At 38.7% G+C, this 15,936-nt stretch carries 13 protein-coding genes; all 13 read right to left on the reverse strand.

Translation table 11 applies throughout. From position 1 onward, the window contains the following. Positions 1–65: 65 nt before the first annotated feature. The 13 genes from BUE08_RS08305 to BUE08_RS08365 all read right to left on the reverse strand — a co-directional run bounded on the left by BUE08_RS08305 (position 66) and on the right by BUE08_RS08365 (position 15,658). A complete protein-coding gene (locus tag BUE08_RS08305) occupies positions 66–2,069 on the reverse strand; it encodes a sodium-translocating pyrophosphatase (protein WP_059032533.1) in 2,004 nt (667 codons plus the stop codon). A 43-nt stretch (positions 2,070–2,112) separates the two neighbouring features. After that, positions 2,113–2,340, reverse strand: coding sequence for a preprotein translocase subunit SecG (gene secG / locus BUE08_RS08310; RefSeq protein ID WP_059032534.1), 228 nt, complete (start codon positions 2,338–2,340; stop codon positions 2,113–2,115). Positions 2,341–2,587: 247 nt separating this feature from the next. Continuing rightward, entirely contained in the window at positions 2,588–3,874 is a 1,287-nt protein-coding gene (gene eno, locus BUE08_RS08315; protein ID WP_059032535.1) for a phosphopyruvate hydratase, read from the reverse strand. 22 nt (positions 3,875–3,896) lie between these two features. Further along, a complete protein-coding gene (gpmI, locus tag BUE08_RS08320) occupies positions 3,897–5,441 on the reverse strand; it encodes a 2,3-bisphosphoglycerate-independent phosphoglycerate mutase (protein WP_213951333.1) in 1,545 nt (514 codons plus the stop codon). A gap of 15 nt (positions 5,442–5,456) precedes the next feature. Next, entirely contained in the window at positions 5,457–6,212 is a 756-nt protein-coding gene (tpiA, locus tag BUE08_RS08325) for a triose-phosphate isomerase (protein ID WP_213997355.1), read from the reverse strand. A 16-nt stretch (positions 6,213–6,228) separates the two neighbouring features. Further along, positions 6,229–7,413, reverse strand: coding sequence for a phosphoglycerate kinase (locus BUE08_RS08330; protein ID WP_059032538.1), 1,185 nt, complete (start codon positions 7,411–7,413; stop codon positions 6,229–6,231). Further along, the gene (locus tag BUE08_RS08335) at positions 7,406–8,446 is read right to left on the reverse strand and encodes a sugar-binding transcriptional regulator (RefSeq protein ID WP_213997356.1); all 1,041 of its coding nucleotides are present in this window, start codon (positions 8,444–8,446) and stop codon (positions 7,406–7,408) included. Before BUE08_RS08335 ends, BUE08_RS08330 begins: the two co-directional genes overlap by 8 nt. 90 nt (positions 8,447–8,536) lie before the next feature. Next, on the reverse strand, positions 8,537–9,550 hold the full coding sequence (gene gap / locus BUE08_RS08340) for a type I glyceraldehyde-3-phosphate dehydrogenase (protein ID WP_059032540.1): 1,014 nt from the start codon (positions 9,548–9,550) through the stop codon (positions 8,537–8,539). 202 nt (positions 9,551–9,752) lie between these two features. Next, entirely contained in the window at positions 9,753–11,156 is a 1,404-nt protein-coding gene (rpoN, locus tag BUE08_RS08345; protein ID WP_286680716.1) for an RNA polymerase factor sigma-54, read from the reverse strand. A 254-nt stretch (positions 11,157–11,410) separates the two neighbouring features. Continuing rightward, positions 11,411–12,427 (reverse strand): aspartate-semialdehyde dehydrogenase, encoded by a 1,017-nt coding sequence (locus BUE08_RS08350; protein ID WP_059032542.1) that lies wholly within the window; start codon positions 12,425–12,427, stop codon positions 11,411–11,413. Between the two features lie 314 nt (positions 12,428–12,741). Then, positions 12,742–13,917, reverse strand: a complete 1,176-nt coding sequence (locus BUE08_RS08355) for an aspartate kinase (RefSeq protein WP_281743001.1) — start codon at positions 13,915–13,917, stop codon at positions 12,742–12,744. Positions 13,918–13,939: 22 nt separating this feature from the next. Continuing rightward, a complete protein-coding gene (locus BUE08_RS08360; protein ID WP_213995996.1) occupies positions 13,940–14,953 on the reverse strand; it encodes an aspartate-semialdehyde dehydrogenase in 1,014 nt (337 codons plus the stop codon). Positions 14,954–15,154: 201 nt separating this feature from the next. Continuing rightward, on the reverse strand, positions 15,155–15,658 hold the full coding sequence (locus BUE08_RS08365; RefSeq protein WP_273039269.1) for a gamma carbonic anhydrase family protein: 504 nt from the start codon (positions 15,656–15,658) through the stop codon (positions 15,155–15,157). Between the last annotated feature and the right edge of the window lie 278 nt (positions 15,659–15,936).

The raw sequence follows: 15,936 nt of genomic DNA on the forward strand, positions 1-15,936 counted from the left end.
GGATTAAATTTTGTATAATTTTAAAACCATCCACAGGTGAAGTGGATGGTTTTAAAATAAGTAGTTTAAATAAATAATGGCGCAAATACGAGAGCTACAATCGTCATTAGTTTTATTAAAATATTCATAGAAGGACCTGCTGTATCTTTAAACGGATCGCCTACTGTATCACCAACAACTGCGGCGGCATGCGTAGGCGTGCCTTTTCCGCCAAAATTTCCTGCCTCAATAAATTTCTTGGCATTATCCCATGCGCCACCAGAGTTAGACATCTGAATAGCAAGCATAACACCTGTCAGCAGTGCGCCTGCCACAAGGCCTCCAAGTGCCTCGGCTCCAAGCACATACCCTACAAGCAGTGGCGCTATTACCGCCATAAGGCCAGGTAAAACCATCTCTCTTATGGCAGCTGCCGTACTTATATCCACGCACCTTGCATAATCCGGTTTTGCTTTTTCTTCCATAATGCCCGGAATTTCTCTAAATTGCCGTCTAACTTCCTCTATCATCTGAAACGCCGCTTTGCCTACAGCTTCCATTGCCATGGACGCGAATAAGAATGGAAGCATTGCTCCGATTAAAAGACCTGCAATAACGCTTGCGTCTAATAAGTTTATTCCATTATCCAATCCAACTGCGGTAGTATAAGCCGAAAACAAAGCAAGAGCGGTAAGCGCAGCGGACCCTATCGCAAATCCCTTTCCTATCGCAGCTGTAGTATTGCCTACAGAGTCAAGTTTATCGGTGATTTTGCGAACATCTTCCGGAAGTTCCGCCATTTCAGCTATTCCACCGGCATTGTCTGCAATAGGACCATATGCATCAACTGCCACAGTCATTCCTGTGGTCGATAGCATCCCTATAGCTGCCAATGCTATACCATAGAGTCCTGAAAATTTGTATGAAATAAGAATAGAAGCCACGATGAACAGTACCGGGAGTGCTGTTGATTTCATTCCCACTGCAAGACCTGATATGATATTTGTTGCAGCACCAGTCTGCGAAGATTTTGCAATTTCTTTCACAGGAGGGTAGTCAGATGAAGTATAATATTCGGTAACGATACCAATAACACTGCCGACAACTATACCTGACGCTGCTGCAAAAAATGCATTCAGTTCTCCTAAAATCATCTTGCTTAAAAAATAGGTGAAAATCATTGATGCGATTGCGCTTATAAAAGTCCCATTTGTAAGAGCTTTTTGAGGATTGGCGCCGCTTGCTAAATTTACAAAAAATACCCCTATAATTGCACTTAAAATTCCCGCCGCAGCAAGCACAAGGGGAAAAACAATTCCCTTTATGCCAAAAGCCTGACCTGTTACATTGGATACTGCCACAGCTCCTATAGCCATTCCTGAAACAATTGAGCCTACATAAGATTCAAAAAGATCAGCTCCCATTCCTGCTACATCGCCTACATTATCGCCCACATTATCTGCTATAACAGCTGGATTTCTAGGATCATCTTCAGGAATGCCTGCTTCAACCTTTCCTACTAAGTCAGCTCCCACGTCGGCAGCTTTAGTATATATTCCTCCGCCAACCCTTGCAAACAATGCAATCGAGCTTGCGCCCAAGGCAAAACCGTTAATTACGTCGAAACTTTTAACATCCGCAGGATTTCCAAAAAGGCAGTACATTATGCCTAATCCCAAAAGACCCAATCCTACAACTGACATACCCATAACCGCCCCGCCTGAAAATGCTATCCCCAAGGCCTTGTTTTGGCTTTCCTGGGCAGCATGGGCTGTTCTGACATTTGCCTTAGTAGCAACATTCATACCTATAAAACCGGCTAAAACCGACGCGATGCTGCCGCAAACATAACATATGGCTGTCTGCCAACCGATTAAAAAGCCTATTATGCAGAACATAGCTGCAACAAAAACTATCAAAACCCTATACTCCCTCAAAAGAAAAGCCATTGCGCCTTCTTGAATTGCTTTTGAGATTTCCTGCATTTTCTCGTTACCTGCAGGGTTCTTAACTATTCTAAGAGCAAGAACTAGAACAAAAATCAAAGCAACAATTCCCATTATTATAGCCCATATCACCAGATTTTCCATCGTGCAACTACCTCCAATGTTGTTAAAGATTGTAAAACAGGCACTACCTCAAAAATACAATCATTATAACCGACATGGCTAAAAACACAAAAGCAAAAATCTCCGTATATCTAGCTAGCTTATCATCAATTCCTTTTTTCTTGCCAAACAATTTTTCGGCTCCTCCAGCAATACTCCCAGCCAAGCCTGCAGACTTTCCGGATTGGAGTAAAACTAAAGCAATTAGGCCAACGCATATGGCTAAATAAATGATCGTAAGAAAAAGCTCCATATCATTACCCCCTCCCAAATCAATATTAATGATTATAACACACGGTTTTTTAAAAGACAACTCTTTTACATATAAATGTGATATACTATTATTATCATTTTTACAGATTATGCTTTACTATTCATTTAGTAAAATGTAAATCTGGTAATATGGTCCAATTATTATTAAATTAGCCGGAAAGCTCCGGCTAATTTAATCTTATATATGCTGCTCTTATCTTTGCTGTTTGCTTTATATGAAATAATATTTATCGCTTGATATTGTAAAATGCGTCAATTCCGAGATACACCGCTGTATCGCCGAGCTCTTCTTCAATTCTTAAAAGCTGGTTGTACTTAGCTACTCTATCAGTTCTTGAGGGAGCGCCTGTTTTAATCTGACCGGCATTTGTTGCAACTACCAGGTCCGCTATTGTGGTATCTTCAGTTTCGCCGGAGCGATGAGATACTATAGCTGTATATTTTGCTCTCTCGGCCATTGAAATAGCATCTAGTGTTTCGGTAAGTGTGCCTATCTGATTCAGTTTTATTAAGATTGAATTTGCCACGCCTTGTTCAATTCCGCGTTTTAGTCGATTTGTATTGGTCACAAAAAGATCATCGCCTACAAGCTGAACTTTATTGCCAAGAGCATCTGTCAGCAATTTCCAGCCTTCCCAGTCTTCTTCTGCCATACCATCCTCAATAGATATTATAGGATATTTTTCAACTAAACGCGAGTAGTAATTTACAAGATTTGCTGCATCGTATTCAAGATTTTCGCCTTTAAGCTCATATTTGCCATCATTATAGAACTCAGAAGATGCTGCGTCAAGGGCTATATAGATATCTTTCCCAGGGGTATAACCGGCTTTTTCAATAGCCTCAACTATAAATTTTATAGCTTCTTCATTTGATGCAAGGTTCGGGGCAAAACCACCTTCATCACCAACAGCAGTTGAAAGTCCTCTTTCTCCTAATACCTTTTTTAGTGCATGGAAAGTTTCTGCTCCCATCTGAAGAGCCTGAGCAAAACTTTTAGCCCCTACCGGCATAATCATAAATTCTTGTAAATCCACATTATTGTCTGCATGTTTCCCACCGTTTAATATATTCATCATTGGTACCGGCAAAACTTTGGGATTTGCACCGCCGATGTATTTATATAAACCGACTTGTAAAAATTCGGCTGCAGCGTGAGCTACTGCAAGTGAAACGCCTAAGATTGCATTAGCGCCAAGATGCTCCTTGTTTGGGGTTCCGTCAAGTTCAATCAGAAGTTTATCAATCGCTACCTGATCCAGGGCGTCCATGCCGCAAAGTTCAGGGGCGATTATTTCATTCACGTTTTGGACCGCCTTCAAGACGCCTTTTCCACCAAAGCGATTTTTGTCATTATCTCTAAGCTCCACTGCTTCAAACTGGCCGGTGGAAGCTCCTGAAGGTACTGCGGCTCTTCCAATTGTCCCATCTTCCAATACCACTTCGACTTCTACAGTTGGATTGCCTCTTGAATCTAAAATTTCTCTTGCAAATACGTCTAATATTGTTGACATAATAAAATTCACCTTCCTTAGTTTAATGTAATATTAAAGATTTTCCAGTCATTTCTTTGGGCTGGGCAATACCTAAAAGCTCTAACATAGTGGGTGCTATATCAGCTAGTTTTCCATTGGTAAGCTTGTACTTGTCTTTATCAGGAGATACAAGAATAAATGGAACTGGATTGCATGTATGTGCAGTATATGGTTCTCCTGTTTCGTAATTTAGCATTTGCTCAGCATTACCATGGTCTGCTGTAACTATAAGTGTTCCTTCTTTTTCGGCTATCACATCAGCTACCATGCCAACGCATTTGTCCACTGTTTCCACCGCTTTCACAGCAGCTTCAAGAATGCCTGTATGACCTACCATATCTGGATTTGCGAAGTTTAAAACTATAACGTCGTAAATATCTTCCAAAATCTTTTTTATAACAGTATCAGCTACTTCATAGGCACTCATTTCCGGCTTTAGATCATATGTAGCCACCTTAGGCGATGGGATAAGAATTCTATCTTCTCCTTGATAAGCCTTTTCCCTTCCGCCGTTGAAGAAAAATGTAACATGGGCATATTTTTCTGTTTCGGCAATTCTAAGCTGTCTGATACCGGCTCGTTCTAAAACTTCAGCCAAGATGTTGTCCATTGACTCAGGGCCGTATGCAATCATAACATTTTTTATTGTTGCATCATATTCCGTCATGCAAACAAAGAAAACTGGAAAATACCCTTTTTTTCGCTCAAATCCTTGAAATTCCTCGCTGCAGAATGCATAAGTTATTTGTCGTGCTCTATCAGGTCTAAAATTAAAGAAAATAATTGAATCTCCAGGCTCGACAGTTGCAATCGGTTTATCGGTTTCATTTACTATAACCGTAGGCTTTACGAATTCATCTGTTTCATTACGTTCATAGCTTTTTTCAACGGCTTCAGTCGCACTATGTGCCTTTATTCCTTCGCCTAAAACCATAGCTTCATAGGCTTTTTGAGTTCTATCCCATCTTTTGTCTCTGTCCATTGCATAATAGCGACCTGATATGGTGGCAATTTTCCCTATGCCGATTCTTTTCATATAATCTTCGATTTCGTTAATGTATTTTAGGGCATTGGCAGGCGGCACATCTCTACCATCTAAAAAGGCATGAATATAGACTTGGGAGAGGCCCTTTTGTTTTGCCATCTCTAAGAGGGCTTTCAGGTGTTCTATATGACTATGAACTCCGCCATCGGACAAAAGTCCCATAAGATGAAGTTTTTTGCCATTAGTAAGCGCATTGTCCATAGCTGCAGTCAGTGCCGGATTTTTAAAAAAATCTCCCGTTTTAATATCCTGGCTTATCCGTGTAAAATCTTGATATACTACTCTTCCCGCACCCATATTAAGATGGCCGACTTCAGAATTTCCCATTTGGCCTTCAGGTAAGCCAACAGCAAGCCCTGACGCCTCTAGTGAAGTGTTGGGATAGTTTGCAATTAATCGATTATAATTAGGTGTATTAGCGTTTAATATTGCGTTTCCTTCTTTTTTAGGATTTAGTCCCCAGCCATCTAAAATCATCAACATAAGTGGTTTTTTTGGCACTTTATTCAACTCCTGCTACAGATTAAAAGCACAGATTCTATAAAAACTTTCTGGATCAAGACTTGCTCCGCCAACTAGGGCTCCATCAATATCAGCTTCGTTCATAAGCTCTTTTATGTTATCTGGCTTGACACTGCCGCCATAAAGGATTCTGATATTTTCTGCGACGTTTTTAGAATACAATTCCCCAATTTTTTCCCTTATAGCTTTAATTACTTCTTCAGCATCTTTTGATGATGCGGTCTTGCCGGTGCCTATAGCCCATATCGGTTCATAAGCAAACACTATTTTTCCAACTTCAGATGAAGGAATATCCTTTAGTGCTTTTTCGACTTGAGAAGTCACCCATGCCATAGTAATTCCTTCTTCACGTTGGCTTAGGGTTTCTCCCACGCATACAATCGGCAAAAGGCCGTGCTTTAAAGCTGACTTTATTTTTTTATTGACAGTTTCATCAGTTTCTGCAAAATACTGGCGTCGTTCTGAGTGGCCTATGATAACATACTCACATGGAACTTCTTTTAACATTAATGGCGAAATTTCACCGGTAAAGGCGCCATTTTCTTCCCAATGCATATTTTGCGCCCCAAGCTTTACATTTGTATCTGTAAGTTTTTCTGCCGCTGTAAAAAGGCTTGTAAACGGTGGGCAGATAACTATATCTGATGTAATGTTTCTCACCTTCGGCAGAAAATTGTCAAGGAAGTCAATAGTATCTTTTCTTGTATTATTCATCTTCCAATTTCCAGCGATTAACGGTTTTCTTGACATAATCAATACCTCCGATTTATTTATCGTTAAGTGCGGCTACTCCCGGCAGTTCTTTACCCTCAAGAAATTCCAAAGATGCGCCTCCGCCTGTGGAAACATGGGTCATAGAGTTTGCAAGACCCAGTTGTTCTACTGCCGCCACTGAATCTCCGCCTCCTACTATAGTTATGGCTTCCGATTCAGCCATGGCTTTTGCAATAGCTAAGGTTCCGGCATCATATGGTTTTATTTCAAATACACCCATGGGACCGTTCCAAACTACCGTTTTTGCTCCTTTGATAATTTCAGTAAATTTCTCTCTTGTCTTTTCTCCTATATCAACACCGATTTTATCCGACGGTATATTCTTTACTGAAACTGTTTCATAAGGCAAGCCTTCTTTTATCTCGGAAGTTACTACCACATCTTCCGGAAGCAGCAATTTTACGTTTTTCTCTTGGGCTTCTTTTAGAAGTGAGGCCGCCAGCTCTATCTTATCTTCCTCTAAAAGTGATTTTCCAATCTCATATCCTTGACTTTTAAGAAATGTAAATGCCATTCCACCGCCGATTAAAAGTGCATCAACTTTATTTAAAAGATTTTTTATTACACCAATTTTGTCTCCCACTTTTGCGCCGCCTAAAATTGCTACAAAGGGTCTTTGGGGATTTTCAAGGGCGCTGCCCATTATTTCAATTTCTTTTTGCATTAAGTATCCTGCGCCTGCGGGTAGAAATTTTGCAATGCCTGCCGTGGAAGCATGGGCTCTGTGGGCTGTGCCAAAAGCATCATTTATGAATATGTCGCCTAGTTTCGCAAGCTTTTTAGCAAATTCAATATCATTTTTTTCTTCTTCTTCATGAAATCTGACATTTTCTAAGAGTAATACATCTTTTGATTTCATTTGGGATACGATTTTTTCTACTTCTTCGCCTACGCAATCCGGCGCCAAAATAACCTCTTTATTAAGTAGCTCTGAAAGTCTTTTTGCAACAGGTGCCAGACTGTATTTTGGGTTCGGCTTACCCTTCGGCCTGCCAAGGTGGGACATTAGAATAACCTTTGCACCCTTGTCGATAAGATAATTTATCGTGGGAATCGCAGCTCTTATACGGGTATCGTCAGTTATATTTCCTGCATCATCAAGGGGTACGTTAAAGTCGACTCTAACGAGCACCCTTTTATTTTCAACATCAAAATCTTCTATTGTCTTTTTATTCATCTTCTTTACCTCCTTCAAGCTCTAATAATTTTCTTGCTGCTCCTTCATCCGTAATTAAAACAGTAGGGCTATGGTATTTTAAAAACGCTTGAATTGCCGGAGCCTTATTTTTTCCTCCTGCTATTGCGATTACAATACGAATGTTTTTTAAGTCTCCTATTGTAAGGCCTACACTGCTGGTCATATGGACAACTTGTCCGTTTTTATTAAAATAAAAACCAAAGGCTTCAGCTACTGCACCTTTTTCTTTTATTTTTTTTATTTCATCTTCCGAAAGACCTCGTCTGCGTCCTATTTCTTCTGCGCCGCCAATGCCATGTAAAAGTATATCGGCGCTGCGCACGATTTTTAATATTTCTCGTATGCCGGGCTCATTTATTACAGATTCCATAGTTTCAGGACTCAGATTATCAGGAACGTAGAGCAGCTTGTATTGAGCTTTAAGCTTTTTTGCAAGCTCTGCCGCTATGGTATTTGACTCAATTTCTACTTTCTCTCCAAGGCCGCCCCTTCCGGGAACCACAGTAATATTTTCTACGCCCGGCACTTCTTCCATTGCAGGGGGTATCTGTGCCATAGTAGTACCACCTGTTACTGCAATAACATCGCCGCTATTTATAACCTTTTTTAAATAGCAGGCTGCTTCTTTGCCAAGCTGCATTTTTACTGTTTCATCTTCATCTGAGTCTCCCGGAACTATGGAAACATAGCTGCAGTTAAATTGCTCTTTTATTCGCTGGGCTATGGGATTTAGACCTCTTAAATGATATATAAAATGCTCCAATTTAAAGATGATGTTTTCGCCGGCCGGTGTAAGTTCCATTCCTTTAGGACTAACCTTTATTAGCCCTTGCGTCTCCAGGCGTTTTACCTCTGTTCTGAGCTGCCTTTCAGATAATGAAAGAATTAATGAGAGTGCTCTTCGACCTATGGGCTGGTTAAAATATATATTGCGCAGTATAGTGTAACGATTTTCAATGGCAAGCGATATTTCAGGAGCTACTTGCTGAAGTAGTTTCACCAATTCTTCCATTTAATGTTCTCCTTAAATAATATACAAGCAAATGGCTGAAAATCCCTCTTTAAAGAAAGCAAGAATTTCCAGCCACCACCTTTTTATAACTTAAAATCCTTTGCTTGCTATATATGCAGCAAGATCCATAACTCTGTTTGAATAGCCCCATTCGTTGTCATACCATGCAACAACTTTTACCAAATCGTCTTCGATTACCATTGTAGATAGACCATCAACAATCGATGAAAGGTCGCATCCCTTAAAGTCCATCGACACCACAGGCTCTTCTGTATATCCGAGAATTCCCTTCATCCTGCCTTCTGCTGCATTTTTTAGTGCTTCATTTATTTGTTCTGCAGTAGCGCTCTTGGAAAGCTGACAGGTAAGGTCTACAATGGATACTGTAGGTGTAGGCACTCTAAGAGCAAAGCCGTTAAGTTTTCCTTTTAGCTCAGGAATTACCAAAGCAACTGCTTTAGCGGCACCTGTTGTTGTAGGTATTATATTTAAAGCAGCAGCTCTTGCTCTACGAAGGTCTTTGTGTGGAAGATCAAGGATTCTCTGATCGTTGGTATAAGAGTGGACTGTATTCATAAGACCTTTTTCAATACCAAAGTTATCTAATAAGACTTTTGCAACCGGTGCAAGACAGTTAGTTGTGCACGAAGCATTTGAGATTACATGATGTTCCTTTGGATTGTATTTTTCTTCATTTACTCCCAAAACTATTGTGATGTCTTCATCTTTTGCAGGAGCACTTATAATAACCTTCTTTGCCTTGCCTGATTCAATATGGCCTATCGCCTTATCCTTTGATGTGAAAAGGCCGGTAGACTCTATTACTATGTCTGCGCCAACTTCTCCCCAGGGTATGTTTCTTAAGTCTTTTTCTGCAAAAACTTTGATTTCTTTTCCATTTACAACTATTGAGGATTCCTTGGCTTCAACAGTGCCGTTAAAAGGACCAAATACTGAATCGTATTTTAAAAGATGTGCCAATGTCTTTGTGTCATAAAGATCGTTGATTGCCACCACATCGATTTCAGGGTGTTTCGCAATTGCAGCTTTTAAAGCATTTCTGCCTATACGGCCAAATCCATTTATACCTACTTTTATTGACATTAAAAACTCCTCCTTGTAATTTATATTTATATTTTAAAGTAATATAAGGGTCATTTTATGTCCCTTATATATATTTATCGTCCCGAAAAGTCCAAAAAAAGGTTTTTGTTGTAAACAAAAACAGCCTATAAACATATATAATCAACTCTGTAATCTTATTCAACAAAAACCCTTAAAATCCTGCTATGAATAAAAATTTAATTTAATATCTTTTTCTTTTTGCCGACGAGAGAATACCGGCTTCTTCCCTGTATTTGGAAACTGTTCTGCGGGATATTGAAATGCCTTTGTCTTTTAGTATATCAGCAATTTTTTGGTCGCTCAAGGGGTTGTAAGGATCTTCAGTATCGATTATTTCTTGAATCATCTTTTTTATGCTCTCAGATGAAGTAGAAGTACCGTTTTCATTATCAAGGCCGCTTTGAAAGAAAAACTTTAGTTCAAATACTCCCCTGGGAGTCTGGACATATTTTCCGCTAATTGCCCTTGAGACTGTAGATTCATGAACTCCCACTTTATCGGCTATTTCCTTCATTGTAAGAGGTTTAAGATATATAAGTCCATTTTCTAAAAAATCTTTCTGAACTTCTACGATAGATTGTATAACTTTATGAAGCGTCACACGTCTTTGTTCAATGCTTTTTATAAGCCACATTGCCGAATCCAGTCGGCTTGACAAAAACTTTGAAATATTTGATTCTTTGTCTTCAGAGCTTAAAAGGGAGCGATAATAAGAATTTATCGAAAGTCTGGGTGAAATTGTATCATTCATTATTACAAGATACTCATCTCCAATTTTTTCAACAACAGCATCAGGGACTATATAGCACACATCGTTAAGTGATGCAAAATTTCTTCCGGGTTTCGGATCTAAGGTAACTAATATATCTTTTAAGTCTTGGACCTCGCTTACACTAATGTTAAGGGACTCTGCAATTTTTGAAAAACGAGCTTCAGCAAGGTCTGTAAGATGATTTATTACCAACTCTTTTATTTTCGGTGCATCGATACCTCTTTGATCAATCTGAATAAGTAGACATTCTGTTAGATTTCGTGCACCAACTCCGGCAGGATCAAAAGTTTGGATGATTTTCAGGGCTTCTTCTACCTCATCTTCATCTACTTTCAAAATCTTTGCAACTTCTTTTGTTGTTATTGAAAGATAGCCGTTTTTATCTATGTTGCCTATTAGGAATTCACCGATCTTGAGGATAGTTTTAGATACAGAAGAAACATGAAGCTGCATCATAAGGTGGTCTTGTAGAGTTGGCGTAGAGGATACAAAATTTTCATACCCTACCCCTTCTTCTTTTTGCTCGCGCTGAACTCTTATAGGAGTGCTGTTGGCCTCATCCTGAAAATATTCGTCCCAGTCAATGCTGTCATCAGTATTACTATCTTCTTTCTCTTCAGTTTTATCTTCGACTTCGTCAACTTTAGGATCGTCTTCCCCAACATCCAGCAGTGGATTTTCCAGGAGCTGATCTTCTATATATTGATCCAGCTCAAGTGTGGAAAGCTGCAGGATCGTTGTGGCCTGTCTAAGTTCAGGCGTCATAACCAGTTTTTGAGTCTGCGACAACTTCAATCCGAAATTCATTTGCATTTTTATACCCCCAAAATAATGCAAAACCCACCTAAAAACAAGAATATATTTTTCTATCTAACATATCTATTCTATAAAAGTAATTATTAATCCTCTTTTTATAATATAATTAAAATACTTTATTTCATTTAATAAATTATCCCAATATGCGGAATCGATATTATTATAGCATAAAGCGTGCCAATTGAAAAGTTTACGGAAAAATTAAAAAGCAAGGATATAACTTATTACCTTGCTTTTTAGGGGAACCTTTGTCATATTAAATTGTCTTTTATCATAGTTTCAGCAATTTGCACTGCATTTAAGGCTGCGCCTTTTCGCAGGTTGTCTCCTACTATCCAAAGATTTAAACCGCAATCTATGCTAAAGTCTTCTCTAATTCTGCCTACATATACATCGTCTTTTCCTGAAACATATATTGGCATGGGGTATTTTAGTTCTTTTGGCGCATCTTCCACTTTTACACCAGGTGCTTTCGCAAGTATTTCTCTGACCTTTTCCACAGAAATTTTTTCATATGTTTCTACATTAACTGCCTCCGAATGGCAATTCATTACCGGCACCCTTACAGTGGTAGCAGTCACCGCGATAGTATCATCTAGAATCTTTCTGGTTTCATGCACCATTTTCCACTCTTCAAGGCTGTAGCCTGTATCATCAAAAACATCAATATGAGGCAATGTGTTAAATGCTATCTGATAAGGATACACTTCATTTTTAATAGCTTTTTCTCCTTCTAAAATAGCTTTTGATTGGGTTTTTAATTCTTCTATTGCCTCAAGCCCTGTACCTGATACGGCTTGATATGTTGAAACAACAACTCTTTTAACCTTTGCCACATCATGAATTGGTTTTAAAACAACAACCATTTGGATTGTAGAACAGTTCGGATTTGCAATTATGCCCTTGTGTCCCCTAAGGTCTTCAGGGTTGACTTCCGGAACTACAAGTGGCACTTCATTGTCTAATCTAAATGCGTTGCTGTTGTCTATTACAACAGCTCCGTGTTTTACAGCTTCCGGAGCAAGCTCTGTGCTTACACTTTTTCCGGCAGAAAAAAGTGCTATATCAATCCCACTAAAAGAAGAAGGGGAGGCTTCCTGGACTTTTACTTCTTTTCCACAAAACTTTATGACATTTCCATTAGATCTAGAGGAAGCTAAGGGAAGAATGTTGTTTACAGGAAAGTTTCTCTCTTCTAAAATTTGCAGCATGGTTTGTCCTACTGCTCCAGTAGCTCCGACTATGGCCACATTGTACTTTTTCTTCATTTTCTACCACTCCTTGTGCTTTTAATGTATATTTACTTTATATTATCTGATGAGTGTAACTGCTCATCAGATAATATAGGAAATATCTTAATATAATAATTGGCAAAAATCAATAGTTTTATGAAATTTTTCTGTTAAAAACATATTAATTATTTTGTCCGCCATATAAATACATTTGTATTCTTTTTAGAAACATTTAGCATATTATATTCGACATAAAATCCTATTATCCTTTTTTTGCAATTATCTTTTTATTTATAGCAAAGAAAAACTGCCACTATCGCATTGATAAATGGCAGTTTTTTAAAGGTTTATTAGAAATATCTATGGAAAATAATATCTACTGCTTTTGTTGCATCCTTATCATTTATTATAAACTTGCTGCAATTATTTAGGCTTTGATGAATAACAACAGGTATATTATTTTCTAAAAACAGTTCGGTAATCTCTTTATTTAACATTCTTGAATCAACGGTTGACTTGTAAACAACAGAAACTTTAGCTATATCATGATAAAATTCCGCATTGCTCTTAAGCTCTTCTGCAAGTATTTTAGCCGACTTTTCCTGTTCACCGTCAATTAATACTATGCTTGCCCCTGTGCTGTCTAAATAGACGGAACCGTCGCAGCTGAGCTTAAGTAGTTTTTCAGTTTCTTTGTCATTATATTTATCCGCTCTGCTAAATTTAGCCTCCACAAGATTTCTTTGAAGGGGTATACCTGAAATAGTTAAATCGCTCTCTGCAGGTCCGATTATAGTGCCGCCGTCTTCTTCAAAAGTAGATTTGACTTTTAAGGGAGTATTAAATTTTTTTGCAGCTTTTACAGCCCTGGGATGAATAACTTTTGCGCCATTATCAGCCATTGCAATAACTTCATCATAGGATATTTTCGAGATAAAAGGAGCTTCCGGAACAATTCGCGGATCGGTAACGGCTATTCCGGGCACATCAGTATATATTTCCACCAGTTCTGCCTCGAGATATCCTCCTAATGCCGCTGCAGATGTATCACTTCCGCCCCTGCCTAAAGTTGTGATTTCTCCTTTTTCTGTCTGACCCTGAAATCCTGCTACAACGACTATATTGCCTTCTCTAAGTTTCTCTTTAATTGGCTTTGGATCAACTTTTATTATCTCGGCATTACCGAAATCCGCAGTCGTTAAAATACCTGCCTGAAATCCCGTCATTGCCTCGGTTTTAAAGCCTTGTGATTCTATATATGAAGCCATAACCGCAGTTGAAATAATTTCGCCGCATGCCATAATAAGATCTTTTTTCTTTGGAGAAACCTCTCCTCCCGCTTCGGTTTTTAAAAGATCTATTAATGTATCTGTAGCATAAGGATCTCCCATTCTTCCCATTGCGGATACTACAACCACTACATCGTATCCCATATTTTTTGCTTTAGCGATATGGCCCAAAGCAGCCCTGCGGTTTTCAGGGGATTTAACAGAGGTTCCCCCAAATTTTTGTACGATAATGGCCATATAGTTGCCCTCCTTTGTTACATTAAATTATGCTATATTTAATTAAAGTCTCTGCAATCTGAACAGCATTTAGCGCCGCTCCTTTTCTTAAATTATCTGCTACAACCCACATGTTAATTCCGTTTTCTACGGAAAAATCTTGACGTATCCTGCCGACATAAACTTCATCCGTGCCTGCAAGTTCCGCAGCTAAAGGGTAGGTATTAGAGGAAATGTCGTCTAATACCTTAACACCGGGTGCATGATTTAAAAGTTCTCTTACATCTTCTGCATCAATAGGCTTTTGTGTTTCCACATTTATAGATTCCGAATGGCAGCGTATCACCGGAACTCTAACCGCCGTCGGGCTTATTTTAATATCGTTGTTGTGAAACATTTTGTGTGTTTCATTTACCATTTTCATTTCTTCTTTAGTATAAGCATTGTCTAAAAAAGTATCAATATGAGGAAGGGCGTTAAAAGCTATTTGATGAGGGTAAACCTTTGGCTTTATTTCTTTATGTTCTAAGTATGCTTTAACTTGCTCTTCCAGTTCCATTATCCCTGGCAATCCGCTGCCTGATACGGCCTGATAAGTCGAAACCACGATTCTTTTTATTGTATACTTGTCATGAATTGGCTTTAAGGCAACAAGCATCTGAATAGTTGAGCAATTAGGATTGGCAATAATCCCGTTATGCCAAGTAACATCTTCGGGATTGACTTCCGGAATTACAAGGGGAACTTTAGGATCCATTCTAAAGGCATTGCTGTTGTCTATAACTATACAGCCTTCAGAAACCGCTACAGGAGCAAGATTTTGGCTTGCCCCTTCTCCTGCAGAAAAAAGAGCTATATCCAAATCCTTAAATGCCCCTTTTTCAGCTACTTCAACTTCTACCTCTTCGCCTTTATAGGTAACTTTTTTGCCGCGGTTTTCCTCAATATCAAGGGGTTTAATTTTTTCGATGGGAAAATCTCTCTGCTCCAAGGTTTTCAACATCTCTGTGCCAACAGCTCCCATGGCGCCTACAACACCCACAGAATATTTTTTCATAACAATTGACCTCCCGGATAAAAATTATTTTTAAATTCGTTTTTTATATAAAAGCATTTACTAATGTTTGTCTTCATGAGACGGACTTACTATATTTCGATTATATTTATCCTACCGTATGAGGTCAACACATCTTATCCTGTGGAATCCTTGCAATGCATAAGCTTTAGGCACATTAACAGATTTATAGATATTAGAATTTTATTTCATATATTCTTGGGCAAGTTCAGCATATTCTACCGCCCGGTCTTCGATCATTTTGGTATAATCTTCAGTCAAGTGCCGCACTACTTTTGCGGGCACTCCCATAGCTAAAGAATTAGCAGGTATTTCTTTTCCTTCGGTCACTAAAGCTCCCGCACCGATTAGTGCCCCTTCTCCTATAACGGCTCCATCAAGAACAATAGCGCCCATGCCTATAAATGCGCCATCTTTTATAGTGCATCCATGGACGATTGCGCCATGTCCTATTGTAACGTTATTTCCTATTATCGTTGGGTATTTTTCGGCTACATGAACTATGCATCTGTCCTGTATATTAGTAAAGGATCCTATTTCGATTTTGTTCACATCGCCTCTTAGGACTGCCCCATGCCAAACGCTGGACTTTTCTCCGATAGAAACATCGCCTATTACATCAGCGCTGGGAGCAATAAAACAAGTTTTGCTTATTTTGGGAGCAAAATCTTTAAATTTCCCAATCATATTTATACGCCTCCGGGTTTTTAATTATCGTTTTTGATAGCTTTTACTTAAGTATTTTATTCTACAAAAAATAGAATTTACACTATTATACAATAGTCAAATTGAGATTACCAGAGTTTTGCAGTAGATGGAACATTTCTCATTTTTGCACGTCTGATATATAATGTATATAATTGCAGAAAAAACTTGTAGAAGATTATCTGCAATTACGGGGGATCAGAAACAAGGAGGGATAGTTTAGCGCTTTTTATGCAATCTATTTTTAACAAATACACACG

The sequence above is a fragment of the Tepidanaerobacter sp. EBM-49 genome (assembly GCF_001896645.1).
Lineage (GTDB): Bacteria > Bacillota > Thermosediminibacteria > Thermosediminibacterales > Tepidanaerobacteraceae > Tepidanaerobacter > Tepidanaerobacter syntrophicus.